Origin of the sequence: Peredibacter starrii (genome assembly GCF_034259205.1) — a bacterium.
GTDB lineage: Bacteria > Bdellovibrionota > Bacteriovoracia > Bacteriovoracales > Bacteriovoracaceae > Peredibacter > Peredibacter starrii.
Genome location: NZ_CP139487.1, coordinates 124745 through 148445, shown reverse-complemented (window position 1 = coordinate 148445; position 23701 = coordinate 124745). Strand labels below are relative to the sequence as shown.

General features: G+C 43.2%; 24 protein-coding genes and 5 tRNA genes. 24 read left to right on the top strand and 5 right to left on the bottom strand.

Features of this window, described 5'->3' with window-relative positions:
* Nucleotides 1-29: 29 nt before the first annotated feature.
* Nucleotides 30-2759: a penicillin-binding protein 1A gene (locus tag SOO65_RS00825; protein ID WP_321395494.1), complete on the top strand. Its 2730-nt coding sequence runs from the start codon at nt 30-32 to the stop codon at nt 2757-2759.
* 47 nt (nt 2760-2806) lie between these two features.
* A complete protein-coding gene (locus SOO65_RS00820) occupies nt 2807-3733 on the top strand; it encodes an energy transducer TonB family protein (RefSeq protein ID WP_321395492.1) in 927 nt (308 codons plus the stop codon).
* On the opposite strand, the gene SOO65_RS00815 is transcribed toward SOO65_RS00820, so the two are convergent.
* The 4 genes from SOO65_RS00815 to SOO65_RS00800 all read right to left on the bottom strand — a co-directional run bounded on the left by SOO65_RS00815 (nt 3730) and on the right by SOO65_RS00800 (nt 6557).
* Complete coding sequence (locus tag SOO65_RS00815; protein ID WP_321395490.1) at nt 3730-4008, bottom strand: hypothetical protein; 279 nt, start codon at nt 4006-4008, stop codon at nt 3730-3732. The two genes, SOO65_RS00820 and SOO65_RS00815, sit on opposite strands and share 4 nt — an antisense overlap.
* Before the next feature lie 217 nt (nt 4009-4225).
* Nucleotides 4226-4615 (bottom strand): glycine cleavage system protein GcvH, encoded by a 390-nt coding sequence (gene gcvH, locus SOO65_RS00810; RefSeq protein WP_321395488.1) that lies wholly within the window; start codon nt 4613-4615, stop codon nt 4226-4228.
* Nucleotides 4615-5688, bottom strand: coding sequence for a glycine cleavage system aminomethyltransferase GcvT (gene gcvT / locus SOO65_RS00805; RefSeq protein ID WP_321395486.1), 1074 nt, complete (start codon nt 5686-5688; stop codon nt 4615-4617). Before gcvT ends, gcvH begins: the two co-directional genes overlap by 1 nt.
* 2 nt (nt 5689-5690) lie before the next feature.
* A complete protein-coding gene (locus tag SOO65_RS00800) occupies nt 5691-6557 on the bottom strand; it encodes a bifunctional 5,10-methylenetetrahydrofolate dehydrogenase/5,10-methenyltetrahydrofolate cyclohydrolase (protein WP_321395484.1) in 867 nt (288 codons plus the stop codon).
* A 106-nt stretch (nt 6558-6663) separates the two neighbouring features.
* On the opposite strand from SOO65_RS00800, the gene SOO65_RS00795 reads away from it, so the two are divergent.
* The 5 genes from SOO65_RS00795 to lpxC all read left to right on the top strand — a co-directional run bounded on the left by SOO65_RS00795 (nt 6664) and on the right by lpxC (nt 10068).
* Nucleotides 6664-6813: a hypothetical protein gene (locus SOO65_RS00795; RefSeq protein WP_321395482.1), complete on the top strand. Its 150-nt coding sequence runs from the start codon at nt 6664-6666 to the stop codon at nt 6811-6813.
* A 55-nt stretch (nt 6814-6868) separates the two neighbouring features.
* The gene (gene ruvC / locus SOO65_RS00790; protein ID WP_321395480.1) at nt 6869-7438 is read left to right on the top strand and encodes a crossover junction endodeoxyribonuclease RuvC; all 570 of its coding nucleotides are present in this window, start codon (nt 6869-6871) and stop codon (nt 7436-7438) included.
* Nucleotides 7435-8049 carry a Holliday junction branch migration protein RuvA gene (gene ruvA, locus SOO65_RS00785; protein WP_321395478.1) on the top strand — a complete coding sequence of 205 codons (615 nt, stop codon included), beginning with the start codon at nt 7435-7437 and terminating at the stop codon, nt 8047-8049. Before ruvC ends, ruvA begins: the two co-directional genes overlap by 4 nt.
* Nucleotides 8050-8052: 3 nt before the next feature.
* The gene (gene ruvB, locus SOO65_RS00780) at nt 8053-9036 is read left to right on the top strand and encodes a Holliday junction branch migration DNA helicase RuvB (protein WP_321395476.1); all 984 of its coding nucleotides are present in this window, start codon (nt 8053-8055) and stop codon (nt 9034-9036) included.
* Nucleotides 9037-9150: 114 nt separating this feature from the next.
* Entirely contained in the window at nt 9151-10068 is a 918-nt protein-coding gene (gene lpxC, locus SOO65_RS00775; RefSeq protein ID WP_321395474.1) for a UDP-3-O-acyl-N-acetylglucosamine deacetylase, read from the top strand.
* On the opposite strand, the gene SOO65_RS00770 is transcribed toward lpxC, so the two are convergent.
* A complete protein-coding gene (locus SOO65_RS00770) occupies nt 10060-10575 on the bottom strand; it encodes a GNAT family N-acetyltransferase (RefSeq protein WP_321395473.1) in 516 nt (171 codons plus the stop codon). The genes lpxC and SOO65_RS00770 overlap by 9 nt on opposite strands.
* A 30-nt stretch (nt 10576-10605) precedes the next feature.
* Here SOO65_RS00770 and SOO65_RS00765 point away from each other — a divergent pair, with 30 nt between their 5' ends.
* From SOO65_RS00765 to rpoB, 17 genes are all read left to right on the top strand, one after another.
* Nucleotides 10606-11067 carry a nucleoside deaminase gene (locus SOO65_RS00765; RefSeq protein WP_321395471.1) on the top strand — a complete coding sequence of 154 codons (462 nt, stop codon included), beginning with the start codon at nt 10606-10608 and terminating at the stop codon, nt 11065-11067.
* Nucleotides 11068-11144: 77 nt separating this feature from the next.
* A complete protein-coding gene (locus SOO65_RS00760; protein ID WP_321395469.1) occupies nt 11145-11528 on the top strand; it encodes a hypothetical protein in 384 nt (127 codons plus the stop codon).
* Nucleotides 11529-11536: 8 nt separating this feature from the next.
* Nucleotides 11537-13267, top strand: a complete 1731-nt coding sequence (locus SOO65_RS00755) for a proline--tRNA ligase (protein ID WP_321395467.1) — start codon at nt 11537-11539, stop codon at nt 13265-13267.
* Nucleotides 13268-13359: 92 nt separating this feature from the next.
* Nucleotides 13360-14118, top strand: a complete 759-nt coding sequence (locus SOO65_RS00750) for a TrmH family RNA methyltransferase (RefSeq protein WP_321395465.1) — start codon at nt 13360-13362, stop codon at nt 14116-14118.
* Between the two features lie 74 nt (nt 14119-14192).
* Nucleotides 14193-14268, top strand: a tRNA-Thr gene (locus tag SOO65_RS00745).
* Between the two features lie 47 nt (nt 14269-14315).
* Nucleotides 14316-14401 (top strand) — tRNA-Tyr (locus SOO65_RS00740).
* A gap of 12 nt (nt 14402-14413) precedes the next feature.
* Nucleotides 14414-14489 (top strand) — tRNA-Gly (locus SOO65_RS00735).
* 55 nt (nt 14490-14544) lie between these two features.
* Nucleotides 14545-14619 (top strand) — tRNA-Thr (locus SOO65_RS00730).
* A gap of 115 nt (nt 14620-14734) precedes the next feature.
* Complete coding sequence (gene tuf / locus SOO65_RS00725) at nt 14735-15925, top strand: elongation factor Tu (protein WP_321395441.1); 1191 nt, start codon at nt 14735-14737, stop codon at nt 15923-15925.
* Nucleotides 15926-15990: 65 nt separating this feature from the next.
* Nucleotides 15991-16066 (top strand) — tRNA-Trp (locus SOO65_RS00720).
* 153 nt (nt 16067-16219) lie between these two features.
* A complete protein-coding gene (secE, locus tag SOO65_RS00715) occupies nt 16220-16609 on the top strand; it encodes a preprotein translocase subunit SecE (protein ID WP_321395463.1) in 390 nt (129 codons plus the stop codon).
* An 11-nt stretch (nt 16610-16620) separates the two neighbouring features.
* The gene (gene nusG, locus SOO65_RS00710) at nt 16621-17196 is read left to right on the top strand and encodes a transcription termination/antitermination protein NusG (protein WP_321395461.1); all 576 of its coding nucleotides are present in this window, start codon (nt 16621-16623) and stop codon (nt 17194-17196) included.
* 46 nt (nt 17197-17242) lie between these two features.
* Nucleotides 17243-17671, top strand: coding sequence for a 50S ribosomal protein L11 (gene rplK / locus SOO65_RS00705; RefSeq protein WP_321395460.1), 429 nt, complete (start codon nt 17243-17245; stop codon nt 17669-17671).
* A 45-nt stretch (nt 17672-17716) separates the two neighbouring features.
* On the top strand, nt 17717-18421 hold the full coding sequence (gene rplA / locus SOO65_RS00700) for a 50S ribosomal protein L1 (RefSeq protein WP_321395458.1): 705 nt from the start codon (nt 17717-17719) through the stop codon (nt 18419-18421).
* 102 nt (nt 18422-18523) lie between these two features.
* Nucleotides 18524-19045 (top strand): 50S ribosomal protein L10, encoded by a 522-nt coding sequence (gene rplJ / locus SOO65_RS00695; protein WP_321395456.1) that lies wholly within the window; start codon nt 18524-18526, stop codon nt 19043-19045.
* Between the two features lie 33 nt (nt 19046-19078).
* Nucleotides 19079-19447: a 50S ribosomal protein L7/L12 gene (gene rplL, locus SOO65_RS00690; protein WP_321395454.1), complete on the top strand. Its 369-nt coding sequence runs from the start codon at nt 19079-19081 to the stop codon at nt 19445-19447.
* A gap of 116 nt (nt 19448-19563) precedes the next feature.
* Nucleotides 19564-23685 (top strand): DNA-directed RNA polymerase subunit beta, encoded by a 4122-nt coding sequence (gene rpoB / locus SOO65_RS00685; protein ID WP_321395451.1) that lies wholly within the window; start codon nt 19564-19566, stop codon nt 23683-23685.
* Nucleotides 23686-23701: the final 16 nt, after the last annotated feature.

Below are 23701 nucleotides of genomic sequence, written 5' to 3'. Positions count from 1 at the left end.
GTAAGAACTTATCTCACAGAGGAATGTCCTTGAAACGTCTGGTAAAAACCCTCGCAGTCCTTGCGATTATGTGTCTATTTGGAGTCTTCTCAGTTGTAGGACTCTTCTTCTATATATCGATGGATCTTCCACAGATTAATTCATTGAAAGATTATAACCCTCCGATGAACTCGCGCATTTATTCAAAAGATGGCGAAGTGCTTTTGGACATCGGGACTGAGACCCGTGAAGTGGTTGCCTTTGATAAGATTCCTAAGCGTGTCGTAGGCGCCTTCCTCGCTGCCGAGGATGATAACTTCTATAACCATGAAGGTATCGATTATTACGGTATCGTGCGTGCTTTCATCGTGAACATGAAAGAAGGTCGTCTGGTGCAAGGTGGATCGACGATTACTCAGCAGGTGGCGAAGTCATTCCTCCTTACTAAAGAACGTACCATCTCGAGAAAAGTTAAAGATCTCCTTCTTGCCCGCAAAATTGAACAGAAATTTTCAAAAGATGAAATTCTCTTCTTATACTTAAACCAAGTTTATCTTGGTGGTGGTTACTACGGTGTTAAGGCCGCTTTCAAAGGTTACTTTGATAAAGATCTTAACCAAGCAACTCCGGCCGAAGCGGCCCTTGTGGCCGGTCTTCTGGTGGCCCCAGGACGTTACTCACCATATGTTAATCCGCAGTACGCTAAGGTTCGTCAGAACTACGTTTTAAAGCGTATGTATGAGACGAAGAAAATTACTGAAGAAGAATATCAAGCTGCTCTGAAAGAAGATATCAAGATGCGCATCCGTCGCACTAACGATGTGAAGGGTGGACACTTCACTGACTGGATTCGCCAGGAAGTTATGAAATCGGTCGGAACTGAAGAGTTCCTGACTAACGGCTTTAAAGTTGTTACGACTCTTGATTGGTCACTCCAATCCAAGGCCGAGAAAGCAGTACGTGATCGCGTCAAAGAACTTGATAAGCGCCAAGGTTTCAAAGGCGCGATTAAGCAACTAACAAGCGATGAAGAAATTAAGGCCTTCCTGGTTGATCAAAGAAAAAGTATTCTTCGTGAGCAATCAAGTTTCTTCACTTACACCACGGCCGGTAAAAACATTTTCGAGTTTCACGAAGATGATGATTCATTAGAAAAAACTTTTTCTTACTATGAAGAAGAGAAAGGAAAACTAAACGAACGTTTCCAGAGCCTGGTTGAAATCGGAAACTCGCAAAACGATCCCTTCTTAAAGTTCCTTCAATTAGATAAGGCCTACCAAGGTGTGGTATTGGCCGTTGATGATGCTAAACGCACGATTCTGGTTGAGATCGCAGGAACAAAGGTCATTATTCCTGAGTCTGGTTTTGAATGGGCCCATGAAAGAAAATTTGGTGAAGAGCCTCATTGGTTCCAGCCTCAAAAAACTCCATCGAAGATCTTAAAACGTGGTGCAGTTGTTCTGGTGAATATCGTGGATAAGTCGGTTTCTTCTGATCAATTGATCAGCGCAGACTTCTTCAAGAAGTTTAAAGATCCTGCTCTTCGTGCTCTATTAGCAAAACAAAAATTCATTCGTGCTTCGCTCGATCAAGATCCAGAAGTGGAAGGTGCTCTCATTGCTCTTAACACTCACACCGGTGAAATCGTAACTCTGGTTGGTGGTGTTGATTTTAAAAAATCTCAATTTAACCGCGTAATCCAATCCTCTCGTCAGCCTGGATCGGCCTTCAAGCCTTTCATCTATGCCGCGGGTTTAGAGAATGGTTACAATCCTTCTTCGATTCTCATGGATTCTCCGCAGGCCCTTGGTGGTGTGGATGATTCTTTAAGTTGGAAACCTCGAAACTACGATGGAGAGTTTAAAGGCCCAATGACTTTCAGAAACGCTCTGGAAGTAAGTCGTAACATTCCAACTGTTCGTCTGGTTCAAGACCTGGGTGTGAATAAGATTCATGAGTTTGTGAATCGCTTCCATATCCAAGCACAGATTCCAAAGGACATGAGCTTATCACTTGGTTCTTTCGGTATTAGCTTGGCGGAACTTACTAAAGGTTATGCGGTCTTCCCGAATGGTGGTAAGGCGGTTCGTCTTCGTCACATTACTTCGATTAAAGATCGTACTGGTAAATCATATCCAATCCCTCCAGCAGATGCGGCCTGGCCACCTGAGACTGAGAAACCAAAAGTAGAACCAGCTCCAGAAGTTGCTGAAGGTGAAACAGCTCCGGCCCTTCCTCAGGGTAATCCATTCCAGCAGAACTTAAGTTCAGTGCAAGTTTATGATCCTCGTCTGGCCTTTGTGATGACGAATCTTCTTCGTGGTGTTGCGACCTACGGAACTGCGGCAACTGCCGGTAAAGCTTTGGGTTACAATGTCGGTGGTAAAACAGGAACAACTAACAATTACGTGGATGCACTCTTCGTGGGCTTCTCGGATACGCTAGCAGTAGGAACTTGGGCCGGGTTCGATGACAACCGTCCTCTTGGTTATGGTGAAACCGGAACACGTGCGGCACTTCCAATCTTCATTGATTATATGTCATCTGCAATGCCGAAATACGGTGCTCCTGATTTCCCGGTTCCGGATGGAATCACTAGCATGCTGGTGAATAAACAGACTGGTAAAGTGCTCCCTCCAGGCTCTACAGATGGCTTTTTGGAATCCTTCGTAACTGGCTTTGATCCAAACTCTGATACTCAGGTATTCGATCCAAATTCTCAATCTACCGGTGGTAAGCCATCGAGTATTGATGATGAAGGATTCTGGGAAAACCAATAATAATATTTTGATTCTTTATGCCGATAGGACTTCTACGGAGGTCCTAGATGCATTCCCTCTCTAAGCAACAACGCACATTCTTTTATCTCTTCAGTGGAGTATTGTTTCTCCACTTGGCGTTTATGTTGATCAAGTTTAGAGATGATTTTGCTAAGGTCACTTTCAAGCCTGAACCGGAAGTTATCAAACTCACTTTCCTACCTGAAACCGCCGCTCCAGCAACGGCTGTTCCTCAGGCCTCAAAGCTCGTTCAGAAAAAACAAATCGTTCAATCAGAAGATTCGGCCAATAACAAGAGGCCCAAAGACTCGGCCTTCCTAAGTGACAAAGATAGAACCTTTGATCGTCAGACGATCGCTAAGAAGGTTGATATTTTTAAGAACACGGGACTAGGTGATTCAAAGGTTACTCGTGCCGCAGAGAAAACTCCGGAAGTTAATAAACAGGCCAATACTAAACCTCGCAAAGATGTGAAGCTTTCTGATCTAGGTCTAGGTATGGCGGAACCACTTCAGGAAATTAAGCGAGCGCCGGCCAGTGAATCAAAAGCTGGAATGAAAAGTGGTGATGCTTCAACGGTTGGTTTCTCAGCGACCAATGATTACGTCCAAGAAGTTGGTCTGGGTGACTTTACTCATCTCAATACCACTGAATATAAATTCTATGGATTCTTCCACCGCATTCGCCAGAAGCTAGAACAATTCTGGGGCAAAAGTATTGCGGAGAAGGCGAATAATATCTTCCGCTCAGGTAGATCTCTGGCCTCAGAGGACTACATTACATCTCTTCAAATCACCTTGAATGCAAAAGGTGAAATCGTAAATGTGAAGATACTTGGTGCTTCAGGTGTAAAAGAACTGGATGACGCCGCCATTGAATCTTTTAATCAAGCGGGACCTTTCCCGAATCCGCCACAAGATCTTCTTGTAAATGGCAAGGCGGTCATTGAATGGGGTTTTGTCGTTAAAGGCTAGTGAGTATTTCTAAGTAAGTTTTTAAGACGATCAATACCTTCCATAACCACGTAATCAGACCAAATTGAATCTAATTCACGGATGGCCTCTACAACTTGTAGTGCCGCTTGATCGCGAGAAATTTTCTGAGTTTCAGCGTACTGAGTGATGCATTTGTTAAGGATCTCGATCACTGGAGAATTACAAACTTGATTAAGTCTTTCTTCGAATGATTGATTAACTTTCTTCTCTTTGCTTTTAATAATGGCCGTATTTAAGAGCTGAATCGATTCCATTAAAAAATATCCTTAACAACTGAATATGTGTTTTACAGAAGCGTGAGTATCTATAAACCCATCTGATTCGTAAAGACTGATTTACCCTTCGAGGAAAAATTTTAGAATGGAAATTTCTTTTGTGAGTAGATTTGAGGAAGGCCAAACAAAAATGGGAATTTTTGCATTAGGTGTCACGATTTGTCTCGAAAAAGTGACACCTAAAAATTTAAAAAAATTAATGAGAGCTGTTACAAAACTCTTGATACTGCTCTGCTGTTAGCAAATTGTTCAGTTCAGAAGCGTCTTTAACCTTGACTTTGATAAGCCACGATCCGTAAGCGTCTTCGTTGATTTTCTCAGGAGAGCCTTCTAGATCAGTGTTTTTACCTACAACTTCACCAGTGATTGGAGCGTAAAGATCACTCACTGATTTGATTGATTCAACAACACCAAAAGTAGATCCGATTTTGAGATCAGTTCCAACTGCTGGAACTTCAAGGAAAACGATGTCACCAAGAGCTGACTGAGCGAAATCAGTAATACCAACAGTTACTGTGTCACCTTCAACAAGTGCCCACTCGTGTTCTTTTGTGTATTTCAAATTTGCAGGGATATTCGTAGCCATTATTTATGTCCTCCGGTTACAAACGGTTTTTTCGTTAATTGCGCTGGATAAGGCTTCTGCCTGATATCTACCATGAATACTTCATCGCTTGGTGCTTTATCAATTTGAATGCGAGCAAAAGCGATACCTTTATTCAGAACCACTGACATGGTCCCGCTGGTAATAACTCCAATTGGTTCATTTTTTGAGTTTAAAACTGGGTAACCTTCACGAGGAATACCTTTCTCAAGGATGAGTTTTACCAGCTTATAATTGGCCTTTTTAGGCGCGAGTGCCTCTTTGCCAATAAAATTTGTTTTTGCACCCTTAACTGTCCAGCCAAGACCTGCATCATAAGGATTCACTTCATCATTAAGTTCATGGCCATAAAGCGGGTAACAAACTTCCAGGCGAAGAACGTCACGAGCAGCAAGACCACAAGGAGTTACACCAACGCTCATAAGTTTTTGCCAAAGAGCTTTCGTGCCTTCATGAGTTCCGAAAACTTCGAACCCGTCTTCACCGGTATAACCAGTACGGGCCACGATCACTGGATTATTTTCGAAAGCAGTCTCATGAACTGAGTAGTACTCAATTTCCGGAAGATCTTTAAGAAGTGGTTTTAAAATTTCGAAAGCTTTCGGACCTTGAATCGCCAGAAGCGAGTAATCATTTGAGCGGTTTGTCAGGTTACACTTAAAACCAGTGTGCTTAGATTTAAACCAAGCAAAGTCTTTATCGATGTTGCCGGCATTCACACATACAAGAACGTGACCTGGAGCAAGTTTGTAAACGATAAGGTCATCAATCACTGTGCCGTTTTCGCGACAAAGTGGAGAGTAAATGGCCTTACCCATTGGTGCGTTTTGAATGTCATTAGTTACAAGTCCATCGACGAAAGCTTCAGCGTCTTCACCTTCAACAAAAAACTCACCCATGTGGCTTACGTCGAAAACCCCAACGTTATTTCTTACCGCAAGAACTTCATCTTTTACTGATGAGTACTGAACCGGCATGTCCCAGCCAGCGAAAGGAACGATCTTCCCCCCAAGCTTTACGTGTTCATCGTAAAGATATGTCTTTAAAGTTGTCATAATTATCCTTTCAATTGATTTTCAGTCGCAGAAATTAAATTTTGAATAAGGCTCACTACCGTCATCGGGCCCACGCCACCTGGAACCGGTGTAATGGCACGAACAACATCCATCACATCGTGCTGATCAACGTCACCAGTAAGTTTTCCACCAAGGGAATTCATACCTACGTCTACAACGATTGTATGTTTTTCAGGAGCAAAGTAAGAGCGATCGAAGAAATGAGCTTTTCCAATCGCTGAGATCACAATGTCCGCCTGACGAGTCAGGTCTCTTAGATTTTTAGTTTGAGAGTGGGCCATGGTCACAGTGGCATCGAAGTTAGATAGAAGCATTGAAAGTGGTTTACCCACAATCAAGCTGCGTCCCACTACCACCACGTTCTTCCCTTTAAGTTCCACCTGGTAAAACTTTAAAAGATTCACGATCCCTTTCGGGGTACATGGAAGAAGGAGGGAGAGATCAGTTGAGCCCAGATACAAGTTCTGAGTATTCATGCCGTGAAAGCCATCAATGTCTTTTGAAGGTTTCACTAAATTAGGAAGCGCTAAATTTTTTAGTTCATCACTTACTGGAAGTTGAATAATGATGCCGTTAATACTCGGATCATTGTTCAGAGTTTCCATCTTTTTTAGAAACTCGTCCGCCGAAATGGTTTCGTCTAAATGCTCAAGACGAAATTGAGCACCAATTTCTTCGCACATTTTTTTCTTATTGCGGATGTAACTCATACTGGCCGGATTGTTTCCAACCAAAACCACGCACATGGATGGCGTATGCCCTTGTTGTTTTAAGGACTCGCATCTTTGAATGAGGTCTTTTTTAATTTGTTCCACCACTGGTGCGGCGGCAAGAATTCTTGCAGTCATAAATATCTTTAAACTATAAAAGGTTCGCCTCAAAAAGTCCTTTCTTATTTAGCGTCGGTGCAGTATCTCTAGTTTTATGAAAGCAATGTTTTATGTTGGATTAGGAATGCAGATTTTTGGCCTTGTTGCTGTGGGTTTGTGTTTTATTTCCGGTATTCAAAATGGTGATTACGGAAGGTTAGAGCTAGCTCAGCTAGTTATTGGTTCTTTTGTGTTCTACGTTGGTAATTATCTTAAAGGCAGATCTGCCAGCTAGACGGCACCCGCCGTTCATGTGTACAATTTCCGTATATCTATTCTAGGAACGCGTTTTGATTGTACTCGCCATTGACCCAGGATCTGTGACAGCTGGTTACGCTCTTTTGCAAAAAGAGGGTCGTAAGATTAACTATATTGCTTCCGGCATTCTGAAGTTCGATAAGGGCGATGAATTTTTGCACAGGGTAAAAGACATCTACGATCAGACCATGGGTCTCATGGAAAAGTATTCGCCGGATGAAATTGCACTCGAGTCTTTGATTTTCGTCAAAAGCCCATCTGCCCTGATTAAGCTCGCTCAATCTCGTGGCACGATGCTCGCGGCGCTTTCGCAAACTCATCATCAAAAAATTTATGAATACTCACCAAACCTGGTGAAGTCTACGGTCGCGGGCCACGGTCACGCCGATAAAGAAGGTATTCAAAAAGTTCTCGCGCAGATTTTAGGTATCACGAATTTTAAAACTCACGATGAAAGTGATGCTGTAGCAATCGCGCTTTGCCATTTATTAAATCGTGGAACTACTATGGTAGTCGCTCCCGAAAAACCGAAGAAAACAAAAAAGATGGGGAACGGACTTGCTTCTGCTCTCGCTCATAAAATTAAGGAACCGGCAGTATGATTGGATATATTTCAGGCACAGTTGTTTATTCTGATTCTCAAAAATCAGTGCTACTAACTGCCTCGGGTGTGGGTTACGAAATTCATACATCAACGCCGATGGTTCCTAATCGTGATACGGCCCTTTTTATCTCACACATCATTCGTGAACAATCTCAGGATTTGTACGGATTTGAGACCGCTGAAGATAAAAAGTTTTTTGAAATGCTTCTCGATGTAAATGGAATTGGGCCAAAGTCCGCTTATTCCCTAATTTCTCACTTAGGCGTTCAGCAAATTATTTCATCGATCACTCTTGAGAACGTCGATGTGCTAAAATCTGCACCGGGTGTAGGAAAGAAAAGTGCGGAACAAATCGTCCTTTCACTTAAAGATAAAATCGCAAAACTTGAAATTGGTTTTGCGGTAAAAGAAAATCCGGTGAAAGCAGGGGTGAAGACGAAAAAAGAAAATCAAGTGGACGCCCACTTGGTGAAAGAAACTCTCGCCGCATGTCAGGGTCTGGGCTTCAAGGATCAGGACGTCCTTCCTATGATTCAACGTCACCTTCAAGAAGGTAGCGTGAAGAAACCGGAAGACCTGGTGAAAATGATTTTAAAGGAACTTAGGTAATTTATGGCGGATAGAATTATGGATGGCGAAACCACTCGCACTGAAAAAGAGCAAGAGGCGCAACTCCGTCCCCAGAATTTCTCTGAATTTATTGGCCAATCAAAAGTCGTGGATAACATCGACCTTATGGTGAAGTCGGCCCTCGTTCGTAAAACAGCGATGGATCACGTGCTTCTTTCTGGACCTCCAGGTCTGGGAAAAACCTCTCTGGCGATGCTGATTGCAAAGGGTCTTGGTTCTGAACTTCATGTGGTTTCAGGTCCCGCAATTGAGAAGAAAGGTGACCTCGCGGCGGTGATGACGAACTTAAAACCTCGCGATGTGCTTTTCATTGATGAGATTCACCGTATGCACATTACAGTGGAAGAAATTCTTTATTCTGCGATGGAAGATTTCCGTCTGGATATCTTAATTGGCCAGGGTGCCTCTGCCCGAACCATGCAAATTGATCTCGCTCAATTTACATTGATCGGGGCGACGACTCGTTCGGGCCTTCTTTCAAATCCTCTGCGCGATCGTTTTACCGCTCACTTAAACTTTGATTATTACGAGCCAGAAATGCTCGCGATCATCATCTTAAATAATGCCCGCAAGATGGGCATCACTTTGGCGGAAGACGCGAAAATGCAAATCGCTCGTCGCTCTCGTGGAACTCCTCGTATTGCGAACCGAATTCTTCGTCGTGTGCGTGACTTCGCTTTGGTAAATGGCACTCATACCGTGGGAATTAAAGAGGTGAAGGCCGCTTTAAGTCTCCTTGATATCGATGACCTCGGACTCGACTCTATGGACCGCAAAATCCTCTCAGTGATGAAAAATTACTATCAGGGTGGGCCAGTCGGAATCGACGCTCTGTCAGCAACGCTTGGTGAGGATAAACAAACCATCGAAGAAGTCTATGAACCGTACCTATTAAAGCAAGGACTTATCCTTCGTACGCCTAGAGGACGATTATTGTCGGAAATAGCGATTCAACATATTTCCTAGAGTCGTTGACCAATCTAGTCAAGTCATGTACATACAGCACAATTTTCTTTAATACAAAGTTACAAAATTCGTTTATAATTGAACGGCTAGGTACGACTTTTTATAAGGTTAGAAATGATTTATCAACGAACGCTCGCGAAAGATGTGAAAGTAACTGGGATTGGACTTCATTCCGGTAAGAAAGTGACCATGAAGCTTATTCCTCAGGAAGCTGATTTCGGGATCCAGTTCGTGCGTACTGATATTTCAGGTTCTCAACCTATGAAAGCTAACGCATTGACAGTTGGTACAACTGAAAACGCAACTACACTCGGCGAAGGCGCTGGTGCTGTTCATACTGTAGAACACCTTCTTGGTACACTCTATGGTTTAGGTATTAATAACTGCTTAATCGAAATCGATGGCCCGGAAGTTCCAATTATGGATGGTTCTGGTGCTTCTTTCGTTTTCCTTCTTAAGGAAACAGGCATTAAGAACCTCAATAAATCAAAAAAATTCTTAGTGATTCTTGATACGGTAAGAGTAGAAAAAGATGGAAAGTGGGCCCAGTTTGATCCTCACTCAAATCTTATGATTGATTCAACAATCGTGTTCGCTCACCCGGTAATTAAGACTCAGCGTTTTGATTTTGAATTCTCATGTGAGTCTTTCATTCAAGATATCGCTCGTGCTCGTACCTTCGGTTTTGCACGTGATGTAGATATGCTTAAGCGTAAGGGCCTTATTAAAGGTGGTTCACTAGATAACGCCATCGTTCTCGATGATTATAAAGTGATGAATCCTGAGGGTCTTCGTTTTAACAATGAATTCGTTCGCCACAAAATCTTAGATACTATCGGAGACGTGAGTCTTCTTGGTTATGAGATCGCGGGTAAGATCACGACTTATAAGTCAGGTCACAACCTTCACAACATGCTTTGCCGCAAGCTTCTTGATACGCCTTCAGCTTATGAAATCGTATCGGCCTCTGCTCTTAAGGCAGAAGTTCGTGAAGCTCATAAGCTTCCGCAATTCATTACAGTTTCACACTAATTTCTTCGCGAATTCGTGAAAGAGAAGTTTGGCCTTGGGTAGACCAAAGCGCGGATCCTTTTCCGGAAACGGTTCTGTTTTCCCCGTAAATTGATAGCCACGTCGCTCGTAAAAAGCGATGAGCTCAGACCTCACACTGATCACAGTCATGCGAATAGTATGGCATTTCAGATGTCGTGCGACGGTTTCGAGATGATTCAAAAGTAGTTTTCCAATCCCCTTGGCCTGCATATCAGGATTTACTGTTAGCATACCAAAGTAGAGAGTTTCATTTTCTTGTTTCAGATACACGCATCCGAGAATCTGATCATTTTCCATCGCAAGTTCGATACGTGAAAATGGATCCTGGATCATCTCCAGAATTTTCTCTGCATCAGTGCGCTGCCCACCTAGTAAATCTGCCTCGGTGGTCCAACCTTTCTTCGAGGAATCTCCTCTGTAAGCTGAGTTAACCAGTAGGTTCAAAGCATCGGCATCAGTAGGGGTGGCGGTTCTAAACGTGATCATATAAGCTTCAGTCTAGTTCAAGAGGTGATTATGAGTACAGCTGAGAATTACTTAAAAATGGCAATCGATTTAGCTCGGAAAAACGTGACGAATGAACACGGACGGCCTTTCGGTGCTGTGATTGTAAAAGATGGAAATGTTCTCGCAACTGGTGTGAATGAAATTGGTAAAACCAATGATCCCACTGATCACGCTGAGCTCTCTGCCATTCGGAAAGCGAGTCAGATTTTAAAATCTCCCCGACTTGATGGTTGTGTGGTTTATGCCAGTGGAAATCCTTGTCCCATGTGTCTTGCGGCGATGTATATGACAGGAATTAAGGAAGTTTATTTTGCTTACTCTAACCAAGAAGGTGAGCAGTACGGACTTTCAACTGCGGCCGTCTATAAAGAGCTCATGAAACCATTCTCGGAGCAGAGTATGAGTATTCATCATCATCCCGTGAAAGTAGAGGGAGAGTTGATTTACGACGTCTGGAAGAAAATGCGTTGAAGCAGTGCTTCTAGTGCGATCTAAATTTCATAATGTCTCTCTTTGAGCTAGAATAGAGAGATTACCACGGAGGGTTCATGCGTTTATTTATCGCTTTATTTCTAATTTCATTCAGTGCTTTAGCAACTACCTGGGAGAATCTTCGTCCCGGTCAGGACTATAAGTTAACTCAATCATTTGAACTGCCAATCTACCGTCAGAACAGCATGATGAGTTTTATGAAAGGTGAAGGCGTGTATTTGAAAGAGATTGAGCCACTGGCACTTCCGGGTGGATTCAACATGGTCCTTTATATTTTTGATTACAAAAATTGTCCGGGCCCGCAAATGGAAACGGAGTTAGAAATCGTAGAAGTAGAAAATACTTCTCCGGTAGTGAAAGCAGGAACTCTACTTGAGTCTTGCGAATTAAAAGTTTATATCGAACTCAAAGATTACTATAAAGAAAGCTTTTTTAAATAAGAGGAACTATGCGACTGTCCCAAGGTTACTGGCAAACATTAAAAGAAACTCCAAACGATGCTGAAGTTGTTTCACAACAACTGATGATCCGTGCAGGTCTTATTTATAAGACTGGCGCTGGTCTTTATACGCTTCAGCCGATGGCATTCAAAACCTATAAAAAAATTGAAAACATCGTTCGCGAAGAGCTAGATAAGATCAACTGTTTTGAAGTTCTCATGCCGGTAATTACTCCTGCTGAACTTTGGCAAGAATCAGGTCGCTGGGACGCCATGGGCGGACAGATGCTCAAGATGAAGGACCGTGCAGAGCGTGAGCTTTGCGTGTCTCCGACAAACGAAGAAACGGTGACGGATCTTTTTCGCCGTACGGTGAATTCGTATAAGCAACTTCCAGTTTGCCTATATCACATCAATACAAAATTCCGTGATGAGATTCGTCCACGTTTTGGTCTTATGCGTGCTCGTGAATTCATTATGAAAGACGGTTACTCATTCCATAACGATAAAGACTCTTTGGATAAATTCTACGAAGAGATCTACGGCGCTTATGAAAACATTTTCCGTCGTATGGGTCTGGAATTTATTGCAGTTGAAGCTGACGGCGGTAACATGGCGGCGGGTGGAGCAAAGACCCACGAGTTTCAGGTTGTGGCCGATAACGGTGAGGACTATGTCGTCACTATTCCTCGTACAAAATTTGCCGCCAACATTGAGAAGGCCATTACAGTTCGTAAGAACATCGCCTCTGCTCCAGCAGCGGAACTGACAAAGTTCGCGACTCCAAACCAGAAGACCTGTGAAGAAGTATGTGCGGCCCACGGCATGCCAATTACTCAATCACTAAAATCTCTGGTTATGCACTCTGTGATCAACGGTAAAGACCAGTTCTTCATGGTGATGCTACTAGGTGATGATTCTCTTAACGAAGTTAAGTTTAAAAATAAAGTAAACGCTGAACACATTCGTCCAGCTCAGCAAGCTGAACTCGATCGTTTGGGCCTTGTGAAGGGCTTTATGGGTCCAGGAACAACTGCTGAAGGCTTCAAGGTAATTTATGATGAGGCGATCGATATGAACGCTTCATACGTTGTGGGCGCTAACGAGCCAGAACACCACATGAAGGGCTTCGTTCCAGCTCGTGATACTAAACCTAAGCACTTCCGCGCAGACATGCGTCTGGCGAAAGAGGGCGATTACATCGGTGACGATCAAATCGTACTTAAAAAAGGGATCGAAGTTGGTCACATCTTCCAACTTGGTGACAAGTACACGAAGGCAATGAAAGTAACGGTACTAAACGAGCAAGGTAAGGGAGTAACACCTCTTATGGGTTGTTATGGTATTGGTATGACTCGTGTGATGGCGGCGGCAATTGAGCAAAATAACGATAAAGACGGCATCATCTGGCCGGCCTCAATCGCTCCATACGACGTTTATCTTTGTTTCATTGGAAAAACTCCAGAGACTAAGGCCCTTGCTGAAGAACTCAATTCTTCCATCAAGAAAGCCGGTCTAGAGACGCTTTTCGATGATCGTCAGCTTGGCCCAGGTCAAATGTTCAAGGACGCCGATCTGATCGGTCTTCCACTTCGTGTGACTCTTGGTGAGAGAGATTATCTTGCTACTGGTGAAATCGAAGTGAAGATTCGTAAAACTGGTGAGACGCTAAAAGTGAAGAAAGATGATCTTGTTCCGACGATCAAGAAGAAGCTTGAAGAACTTGGCCGTTGGGCGTGAAGAAAGGACCTAATCCCTAAATAATTCTTGCAATAGGCCCCTTAAACTCATTATACAGAGACAAACTCGTGAAATGATTTAGGGGGCCCTCTGTGAGCGCTGATTTCGATTTAATTTTTGGACTACATAGTATTGCGGCCGCGCTTAAAAACCCTGCTCGTTCTCACATGAAATTGGTGGCCACTGATGAAGGTCTGCAAGAACTTCAGAAAAAACACCGAATCGTTCCTAAAAACTACAATGTAAAAACTGATATTCTTTCTTCACATGCTCTTCAAGAGCAGGCGAAGAAACTTTGTGCTCATTTGGATCTCGATTTCACTCGTGTTCCCTCTGGGATTTACCTACAAACGTCTCCGATACAGACGTTCACACTTCAAGAATATTTAAAGCGTCCGAATGCTCGTCTTCTTGCTCTTGATCAGATCACAGACGTACATAACGGTGCTGCCATTCTTCGTGCTGCTTGTTTTTATGGCGTAAATGGAGTGCTTGTTCCCTCTGAAAAATCATTCGGACTTACACCTTCATTCTATCGAATTGCCTCTGGTGCAGTTGAATACGTGAATCTAATTCGTGTGAATTCTTTAAGCCGTGCTGTTGGCCAGTTAAACGAAGCGGGCTACTTAACGGTAGGGTTGTCGGAACATTCTTCCGAAAATTTGTCTCAAAACGAGATCCGAACCCAGAATAAAATTTGTTTGCTGCTGGGTGCCGAAGAAACCGGACTTTCTAATGCTGTCGCACGTTTAGTGCAGAAAAACATGTCTCTTCCCTCTCAAGGAGAGATAAAATCCCTTAACGTTTCCAACGCCGCCGCCATTGCGATGGAAAAATGTTTTGGTTTATAACTTAAAAAAGCTTGATTTCGTAAGCTGCTGACATTATAAATTTCAAACTCATCGATATTATCGAGGATGTATGGGCTGCTCTAGCTCAGTTGGTAGAGCAACGGTTTTGTAAACCGTAGGTCGCAGGTTCGATTCCTGTGAGCAGCTCCACTTAATTCTGATGAACCCTTCGGGTTCAACAAAATTAGGAAGGAATCGGCGTGGTTCCCGAGTGGCCAAAGGGAGCAGACTGTAAATCTGCCAGATTCGTCTTTCGGTGGTTCGAATCCACCCCACGCCACCATTTTTTAGAACTGCGGGCGTAGCTCAGTTGGTAGAGCGCCACCCTTCCAAGGTGGATGTCGAGAGTTCGAATCTCTTCGCCCGCTCCATTTTAATGAGATGGAGCAACACAAACCTTATTTAATCCCCATAGATAGATTTAAAGCTCACGTGGCTCAGTGGTAGAGTACTTCCTTGGTAAGGAAGAGGTCACGAGTTCAATCCTCGTCGTGAGCTCCATTTCTCTATGTGGCCGGTAGGTTTTTTTTATTGTCATTAAAGGCAAGGTGGAGCATACTCTACCAGTCAAAAACACAGATAACTCGGACCTTAATAACTTTGAAGGAGAAGCCCCATGGCTAAGGAAAAATTTGATCGTAGTAAGCCGCACGTAAACATCGGTACTATCGGTCACGTAGACCACGGTAAAACAACACTAACTGCTGCTATCACAATGACGATGGCAAAAGTTTACGGTGGTACAGCTAAATCATACGCTGACATCGATTCAGCTCCTGAAGAAAAAGCTCGTGGTATTACAATCAATACTGCGCACGTTGAATATACAACAGCTAACCGTCACTACGCTCACGTAGATTGTCCGGGTCACGCTGACTACGTTAAAAACATGATCACTGGTGCTGCTCAAATGGACGGCGCTATTCTAGTTTGTTCTGCTGCTGACGGCCCTATGCCTCAGACTCGTGAGCACATCCTTCTTGCTCGTCAAGTAGGTGTACCTGCGATCGTAGTATTCATGAACAAAGTTGACCAAGTAGACGATAAAGAGCTTCTTGATCTAGTAGAAATGGAGATCAGAGAGCTTCTTTCTAAGTACCAATTCCCTGGTGACGATATTCCTGTAGTTAAGGGTTCTGCTCTTGCTGCTGTTGAAGACCGTGACGAAGCGATCGGTAAAAACGCAATCATCGAACTTATGAATCAAGTTGATTCATATATCCCGACTCCAGCTCGTGATATCGATAAGCCATTCCTTATGCCAGTTGAGGACGTGTTCTCAATCTCTGGTCGTGGTACAGTAGTAACTGGCCGTGTAGAGCGTGGTATCGTGAAAGTGGGCGAAGAGATCGAAATCATCGGTATCAAAGAAGCTCAAAAATCAACAATCACTGGTGTTGAAATGTTCCGTAAACTTCTTGATGAAGGTCGTGCTGGTGATAACGTTGGTCTTCTTCTTCGTGGTACGAAGCGTGAAGACGTTGAACGTGGTCAGTGTATGATTAAACCAGGAACGGTTAAGCCTCACGCTAAATTCCGTTGCGAAGTTTATATCCTTACAAAAGAAGAAGGTGGACGTCACACTCCAATCTTCAAAGGTTACCGTCCTCAGTTCTACTTCAGAACTACAGACGTAACTGGTTCAATCACTCTTAACGATGGCGTTGAGATGATTATGCCAGGCGATAACACTTCTTTCGCTGTAGAGCTTATCGCTCCAGTAGCTATGGAGAAGGGTCTTCGTTTCGCTATCCGTGAGGGTGGTCGTACGATCGGTGCCGGTACTGTTTCTGATATTCTTGCTTAATATTTAAAGCGACTCGGCCAACCGAGACTAAACACCTCGGTTGGCCTTTTTTATTCCAGTTTTCTGGGCGTATAGCTCCAACGGTAGAGCGTCTGATTCCAAATCAGCAGGTTGGGGGTTCGAGTCCCTCTGCGCCCGCCAACTTCTACGATTTTTGCACTGCACACGACCTAGTCGGTTTTTAGTTACGCAAGAATCGTGCCCAACTTGTCAATCAAATACATTTTTTTGTAGACAGAACTCTTATGATTTTGCATAAATGTGAGTTCGTTTCAGATTAAATTGAGGTTTTAAATGGCTGTGGCTTCTAATGATGAAGGCAAGAAGTGGATTCAGGCTACTGTTGCTGTTGTCTGCATTCTAGTTGGTTACGTTCTTATCAGTTTTTTCGAAAAGCTTGCTGAATGGTTTGCTTTAGAGACAATGATTCCTTACTTCCACGCTCTCACTCAAGTAGTGTCAGTGCTTATCGCTGTTGGAGCATACGTAGGAATTATGAAGAACCCAAAATCTTCAGAGTTTCTGACGAATGTTTATCAAGAAATTATGAAAGTAGTATGGCCAGATAGCCAGCAAACTTGGAGACACACTTTTGTGATTCTAATTGCTGTAACTATCTTCGGATTTGTCTTCGGCTTTTTCGATTTTGGTGCCAACTATCTTCTAGGTCTAGTTAATAAATAAGGATCAATAGAATGACTGATGCAAATACAGAGAGAGTACTCGCTACTGGCGATTCTCCGGATTTCAAATGGTATATCGTTCACGTATTAAGTGGATTCGAAAACCGCGTTCTAAAAACTCTTAAAGAGCGTATTGTTAATCACAATATGACTGAATACTTCGCTGAGATCATGGTTCCTGAAGAATCAGTGGTTGCGAACGTAAATGGTAAGAAGCGTACTATGAAGAAGAAATTCTTCCCAGGTTACGTTCTTATCAAAATGATCATGACTGAAAAGACATGGCACTTAGTAAAAGATACAGACAAAATTACCGGCTTCATTGGCGGTACTAAAGATAAGCCGATGCCTATCTCTGACGAGGAAGCAGCTTCAATGACAGCTTCTCTTGCAGAAGGCTTCAAGCGTACTCGTTCTGTTGCTAACTTCTCTGAAGGCGATTCTGTAAAAGTTATCGAAGGGCCATTCGCTTCGTTCGTTGGTGTGGTAGAAGCCATTTCTGACAAAGGTAAAGTGAAGGTTCAGGTTTCGATCTTTGGTCGTCCGACACCAGTAGAACTAGAATTCTCTCAAGTAGAGAAGGTTTAATAATTAAAGCGGGAGACGATAGTCGTTAAGACCGCAAGGAGTAATCATGGCTAAGAAAGTCACAGGCTTTATCAAGCTTCAAATCGCAGGTGGGAAAGCAAACCCATCTCCACCAATTGGTCCAGCTCTTGGTCAACGTGGTGTGAACATCATGGAATTCTGTAAGGCATTCAATGCTCGTACACAGAAAGACATGGGTGTTGTTCTTCCGACAATCATCACTGTTTATTCGGACAGAACTTTCACATTCGTAACTAAGACGCCACCAGCTACTTATCTAATCAAAGATAAGCTTAAGCTTCAGTCTGGTTCTAAGAAACCAGGTCACGAAGTTGCAGGCTCAGTTTCTGAGAAGGTTGTTTCTGAAGTTGCAAAAGCTAAAGAACCAGATCTAACTGCTGCATCTCATGAAGCTGCTAAGCGTACTGTAGAAGGTTCAGTCCGTTCTATGGGTCTTAAATTAGATTATAAGTAATACGGGAGACCCCATAAAGGTCGTTTGAACCGATAAGGATTAAAAATGAAAAAAGTATCGCCAAAATATAAAGAAGCCGCGAAGAAAGTTGATTCTACAAAGCTTTATTCTGTTTCAGAAGCTGTAGCTCTTGCTAAGTCTTCTGCTTACGCAAAATTCGACGAAACTGTTGATCTTGCTTTCCGTCTTGGTATTGACCCTCGTCACGCTGACCAAATGGTTCGTGGTGCGATCGTTATGCCAGCTGGTACTGGTAAGAAGACAACTGTTGTAGTTATCACTGCAGGTGAAAAACTTGCTGAAGCTGAGAAAGCTGGTGCTGACTTCGTTGGTGGTGACGACATCATCAACAAAATCGCTGGTGGTTGGATGGATTTCGATCGCGTAATCGCGACTCCAGATATGATGGGTAAGATCGGTAAGATCGCTCGCGTACTTGGTCCACGTGGTCTTATGCCGAACCCAAAGCTAGGAACAGTTACAACTGACGTTTCTAAAGCAATCGCTGAGCAAAAAGCCGGTAAAGTTGAATACCGTGCTGATAAAACTGGTATCGTACACGTTCCAATCGGTAAGAAATCTTTCACTGAAGCTCAACTTCTTGAAAACTTCAAAGCTGTTACTGGTGCGATCCTTCGTGCTAAGCCATCTTCTGCTAAAGGTACATACGTTAAGTCGCTTACAATCAGCACTACTATGGGCCCAGGCGTGAAGATCGATGCTAACGACGCATCAACTGTATCTCTATAATTTTTTGACTTTGTAGGGGTTGAAGACAGCAGGTTTCTTCACATAGAAGTGTAAAGCCCGCCGAAACTCCCCTCCATATATTAACAACGGAGGAATGAAACTATGATGACACGTGCAGAAAAAGACGCAGTAGTTTCTTCAATCAAAGAGAAAATTGAGAAGTCACAAGCTGTCTTCTTAACAAACCTCGTAGGTATCCCTTCAGTTGATTCTGTAAGAATCAGAAAGAACGTTCGCGAAGCTAAAGGCCACATGGTCATTACTCGTAACACTCTTTTCGCTCGCGCGGCTAAAGGTACATTTGCTGAAGGTCTTCTTGCTGATCTGAAGGGATCTAGTGCTGTTGCATTTGCTTACGAAGACGCAGCGGCTGTTGCGAAAATCGTAAACGATGCAGCTGGTGAGTTCGAGAACATCGTTACTATTAAGGGCGGTCAACTTGGAACTCAAAAACTATCAAAAGCAGAAGTAGTGGCACTTGCGAAATTGCCATCTCGTAACCAAATGCTTGGAACATTACTTGCTACATTTAATGCCCCAGTATCTGCTTTCGCTAGAGTACTATTCGCGATTCAAGAGCAAAAACAAGGTGGCGCTGCTGCCCCTGCTACTGAAAACGCTTAATTTAAACATTTTAAAAAATTTTAGGAGATTATTATGTCTATCACTAACGAACAACTTATCGAGCACGTTTCAAAAATGTCAGTTCTTGACCTAGCTAACCTAGTTAAAGAACTTGAAACTAAATTCGGCGTATCTGCAGCTCCTGTAGCTGTTGCTGGTGCTGCTGCTGCTGGTCCTGCTGCTGAAGAAAAAACAGAATTCACAGTAGTTCTTGCTGATAAAGGTGCTTCACCAATCAACGTTATTAAAGAAGTACGTGCTATCACTGGTCTTGGTCTTAAAGAAGCAAAAGACCTTGTTGAAGGCGCACCTAAGACTGTTAAAGAAGGCGTATCGAAAGATGAAGCTGCTGAGCTTAAGAAGAAGCTTGAAGCTGCCGGCGCTAAAGTCGAAGTTAAGTAATTTTGTTCTCATAGTCCCTCGGGATTCCATGGAAGCAGGCCTCAAACCTGCTTCCATTTTTGCGTTTTAGAAGAATTTTTAGGTTAGTTGAGCCCTACATACTCAGGAGTCATTAAATGACAAAAGTATTTGCACCAAACGAGTGGACACGTAGAAGTTTCAGCAAAAACGACTATGTGATGTCACCGCCGAGCTTGATGAAACTGCAGATCAGCTCGTACGAGGATTTCCTTCAAAAAGATATCCCTCCTGCAAAACGTGAAGATAAGGGCCTTCAGGCTGTCTTCAAGTCTATTTTCCCAATTTTCGATTTTAACAAGACTGTATCTCTAGAGTTCGTTAGTTACACACTAGAAGAGCCTAAATACTCAGTGGGTGAATGTCGTGCCCGCGGTCTTTCATATGAATCACCATTGAAGGTGACAGTTCGTCTAATCTTCTACGATATGACTTCAGAGCGTGAAGATGGTCAGCGTACTATTTCATCAATTAAAGAACAGGAAGTTTACCTAGGTAACATTCCTCTAATGGCCCCAACTGGGTCATTCATATTCAACGGTACTGAGCGCGTAATCGTATCTCAGCTACACCGTTCTCCAGGGATCATTTTTGAACACGATTCTGGTAAGAAGCACTCTTCTGGTAAGCTTCTTTACTCAGCTCGTATCATCCCTCACCGTGGTTCATGGTTGGATTTCGAATTCGATCACAAAAACATTCTTTACGCTCGTATCGACCGTAAACGTAAGTTCCACGCAACAGTTATCCTTAAAGCAATGGGCTACTCTGTAGCTGACCTTCTTAAGGCGTTCTATCCTCTTGAGAAAATCAATCTTTCTGAGAAAGGTTATTCTCGTGAGCTAGATTACGAACTACTTACTGGTGCTCGTATTGATGACGATATCCTTCACCCAAAAACTGGTGAAGCAATCATCAAGAAAGGCAAAAAGATCACTAAGCCTGCAGTTAAAAAACTTCAGGAATCTGGTCTTAAAGCTCTTCCACTTAAACTTGAAGAAGTTGTTGGAAAAGTTATTGCTGACGATATCTACGACAAATCAACAGGTGAAGTTATCGCTTCTGCAAACGAGGCCCTTACTGAATCTAAGATTTTCGAATTTATCAAAGCTGGTATCAAGTCAGTTGAAACTATCTACATTGATAACGTGAACTACTCTGATCAAATCAGAAACACACTTTATCTTGATAAGACTCACTCTACTGAAGAAGCTCTTGTTAAAATTTTCGAAAGACTTCGTCCAGGTGAGCCACCAACGATTGAAGCTGCTGAAACACTTTTCGGCGGTCTGTTCTTTACAGCGACAAAATATGACCTATCTAAAGTAGGCCGTATGAAGATCAACTATAAGTTCGGTCTTGATATCCCTGTTGAGAACACAGTTCTTACAAAAGAAGATATCCTTACAACTGTTAAGTACCTTGTGGATCTTAACAACGGTAAAGGTCAAGTCGATGATATCGATCACCTTGGTAACCGTCGTGTTCGTGCGGTTGGTGAACTTCTTGAGAACCAATTCCGTGTTGGTCTAGTTCGTATGGAAAGAGCGGTAAAAGAAAGAATGTCGATTCAAGAACTCGACACAATGATGCCGCACGATCTTGTGAACCAAAAGCCAGTTGCTGCTGCAGTTAAGGAGTTCTTCGGATCTTCTCAACTTTCTCAGTTCATGGATCAAACAAACCCACTATCTGAAGTAACACACAAGCGTCGTCTTTCAGCTCTAGGCCCAGGTGGTCTAACTCGTGAGCGCGCTGGTTTCGAAGTACGTGACGTTCACGCAACTCACTACGGTCGTATGTGTCCAATTGAGACTCCAGAGGGACCAAACATTGGTCTAATCACGTCTCTTGCTACATACGCGAAAGTTTCTGAGTACGGATTCATTGAATCTCCGTACCGTGTTGTTAACGAAGATCGCTCAATTGAGAAGAAGATCAAGTACTTCTCTTCTTTCGAAGAAGAAGGAAAAATTATCGCTCAAGCTGATAATCACTTCATTAAAGACGGAAAAGTTGCTGGTAACATGATCGCTGCTCGTAAGCAGGGTGAACTTGCACTAGTGGACGCGTCTGAAGTTGATTTGATGGACGTTTCTCCATCACAAATGATCTCGATCGCTACTTCATTGATTCCGTTCCTTGAGCACGATGATGCTAACCGAGCGCTAATGGGTTCAAACATGATGAGACAAGCGGTGCCAGTTGTTAAAACTGACGCTCCTCTTGTTGGTACAGGTGTTGAATCAACTGTTGCACGTGACTCTGGTGCGATTCTTTTCGCTGGCCACGACGGTAAAGTAATCTTCGTTGATTCTAACCGTATCGTTATCCAACGCGATAACTTCAAAGAAGAAGAATCAGGCGTAGACGTTCACAAGCTAGTTAAATACCAACGCTCTAACCAAAACACTTCTATTAACCAGAAAGCTCTAGTTAAAGAAGGTGACCGCGTTCACGCTGGTGATGTTATCGCCGACGGTCCAGCGACTCAGTTTGGTGACCTAGCTCTTGGTCAGAACATCCTAGTGGCATTCATGCCATGGGGTGGTTATAACTACGAGGATTCAATCCTTATTAACGAGAAGATCCTTGCTCAAGACGTATTCACTACGATCCACATCGAGAACTACGAAGTGGAAGCTCGTGATACTAAACTTGGTAAAGAAGAAATCACTCGCGATATTCCAAACGTTTCTGAAGAGGCCCTAAAAGACCTTGATGAAGCTGGTATCATCCGCGTTGGTGCGATCGTAAAACCAGGAGACATCCTAGTTGGTAAGATCACTCCAAAAGGTGAAACTCAACTTTCTCCAGAAGAAAAACTTCTTAAAGCTATCTTCGGTGATAAGGCCGGAGACGTTAAAGATACTTCTCTTCGCGTTCCTTCTTCAGTTCGCGGAACAGTAATTGATGCTCACGTCTTCACTCGTGAAGGTGTTGAACTAGATGCTCGTTCTAAAGCGATCATTGAAAAAGAAACTGCTCTTATCCGTCGTGATGAGAACATTGAAATCAAGGCCATCCAGCGTTCAGCAATTAAGAAAATCGCTGACATGCTTGGTGGTGCAGTAACTGAAGATAAACTCGTTTCTGAAGATGGTTCATCTGAACTACTTAAGAAAGGTACTAAGATTACAGACGAAGTTCTTTACTCTATTCCTTTCGAGCTTATCGGATACCTACCTCTTAAAGCTGATCTTGAAGAGAAGCTTTCTGAGTACTTCGCTGACATCCGTAACCGTATTAACCGTGTACGTGCTAAAGCGAATGAAGAGATTGCAAAACTTCACAAAGGTGATGAGCTTCCTCCTGGCGTTATCAAGAAAGTCGTTGTTTACATCGCGATTAAGCGTAAGCTTCAGCCGGGTGATAAAATGGCGGGTCGTCACGGTAACAAAGGTGTTATCTCACGCGTTCTTCCAGTAGAAGACATGCCTTATATGGCCGACGGTACTCCGGTTGAAATCGTATTGAACCCACTAGGGGTTCCTTCACGTATGAACATCGGTCAGCTCTTCGAGCTTCACCTTGGTTGGGCAGGTCGCGGTCTTGGTGACAAGATTCGTTACATGATGGAAGAGCAAATGGAGCTTCATAGAATTAAAGATCTAATCTCTAAGATCTATAAGACTCCTGAAACAGATGCTTGGTTGAAGAAAGCTTCAGACGCTCAAGTTAAAGAGCTTGCTGAAAAACTTCAGTCTGGTGTTCGTTTCGCATCTCCTACATTCGATGGTGCTACTGAAAAAGATATCGAAGAAATGTTCGACCTAGCTGAGCTTGATCGTTCAGGTAAGACGACTCTATTCGACGGTATCACAGGCGAAGCTTTCTCTGAGGAAGTAACGGTTGGTTCAATGTACATGTTGAAACTTCACCACCTTGTTGATGAGAAAATTCACGCTCGTTCTACTGGTCCTTACTCACTTGTTACTCAGCAGCCGCTTGGTGGTAAAGCTCAGTTCGGTGGTCAGCGTCTAGGGGAAATGGAAGTGTGGGCACTTGAAGCATACGGTGCTGCTTATACTCTACAAGAGTTCCTGACTGTTAAGTCGGATGACGTTGTAGGTAGAACGCGCATGTATGAGTCTATTGTTAAAGGCGAGCAGGTTCTTGAACCAGGCTTACCAGAGTCGTTTAACGTTCTAATTCGCGAGCTTCAAGCACTTGCGCTTGATGTGAAATTAGAAGAACCGACTGCAGAGCCATTACTTTAATTTTTAGAACAGGATT

Excerpts from the sequence above, each read along its gene's own strand:
- SOO65_RS00820 (WP_321395492.1), top strand. The coding sequence starts at position 2,807 with ATGCATTCCCTCTCTAAGCAACAACGCACATTCTTTTATCTCTTCAGT.
- SOO65_RS00815 (WP_321395490.1), bottom strand. The coding sequence starts at position 4,008 with ATGGAATCGATTCAGCTCTTAAATACGGCCATTATTAAAAGCAAAGAG.
- gcvH (WP_321395488.1), bottom strand. The coding sequence starts at position 4,615 with ATGGCTACGAATATCCCTGCAAATTTGAAATACACAAAAGAACACGAG.
- gcvT (WP_321395486.1), bottom strand. The coding sequence starts at position 5,688 with ATGACAACTTTAAAGACATATCTTTACGATGAACACGTAAAGCTTGGG.
- SOO65_RS00800 (WP_321395484.1), bottom strand. The coding sequence starts at position 6,557 with ATGACTGCAAGAATTCTTGCCGCCGCACCAGTGGTGGAACAAATTAAA.
- SOO65_RS00795 (WP_321395482.1), top strand. The coding sequence starts at position 6,664 with ATGCAGATTTTTGGCCTTGTTGCTGTGGGTTTGTGTTTTATTTCCGGT.
- ruvA (WP_321395478.1), top strand. The coding sequence starts at position 7,435 with ATGATTGGATATATTTCAGGCACAGTTGTTTATTCTGATTCTCAAAAA.
- ruvB (WP_321395476.1), top strand. The coding sequence starts at position 8,053 with ATGGCGGATAGAATTATGGATGGCGAAACCACTCGCACTGAAAAAGAG.
- lpxC (WP_321395474.1), top strand. The coding sequence starts at position 9,151 with ATGATTTATCAACGAACGCTCGCGAAAGATGTGAAAGTAACTGGGATT.
- SOO65_RS00770 (WP_321395473.1), bottom strand. The coding sequence starts at position 10,575 with ATGATCACGTTTAGAACCGCCACCCCTACTGATGCCGATGCTTTGAAC.
- SOO65_RS00765 (WP_321395471.1), top strand. The coding sequence starts at position 10,606 with ATGAGTACAGCTGAGAATTACTTAAAAATGGCAATCGATTTAGCTCGG.
- SOO65_RS00760 (WP_321395469.1), top strand. The coding sequence starts at position 11,145 with ATGCGTTTATTTATCGCTTTATTTCTAATTTCATTCAGTGCTTTAGCA.
- SOO65_RS00755 (WP_321395467.1), top strand. The coding sequence starts at position 11,537 with ATGCGACTGTCCCAAGGTTACTGGCAAACATTAAAAGAAACTCCAAAC.
- tuf (WP_321395441.1), top strand. The coding sequence starts at position 14,735 with ATGGCTAAGGAAAAATTTGATCGTAGTAAGCCGCACGTAAACATCGGT.
- secE (WP_321395463.1), top strand. The coding sequence starts at position 16,220 with ATGGCTGTGGCTTCTAATGATGAAGGCAAGAAGTGGATTCAGGCTACT.
- nusG (WP_321395461.1), top strand. The coding sequence starts at position 16,621 with ATGACTGATGCAAATACAGAGAGAGTACTCGCTACTGGCGATTCTCCG.
- rplK (WP_321395460.1), top strand. The coding sequence starts at position 17,243 with ATGGCTAAGAAAGTCACAGGCTTTATCAAGCTTCAAATCGCAGGTGGG.
- rplA (WP_321395458.1), top strand. The coding sequence starts at position 17,717 with ATGAAAAAAGTATCGCCAAAATATAAAGAAGCCGCGAAGAAAGTTGAT.
- rplJ (WP_321395456.1), top strand. The coding sequence starts at position 18,524 with ATGATGACACGTGCAGAAAAAGACGCAGTAGTTTCTTCAATCAAAGAG.
- rplL (WP_321395454.1), top strand. The coding sequence starts at position 19,079 with ATGTCTATCACTAACGAACAACTTATCGAGCACGTTTCAAAAATGTCA.
- rpoB (WP_321395451.1), top strand. The coding sequence starts at position 19,564 with ATGACAAAAGTATTTGCACCAAACGAGTGGACACGTAGAAGTTTCAGC.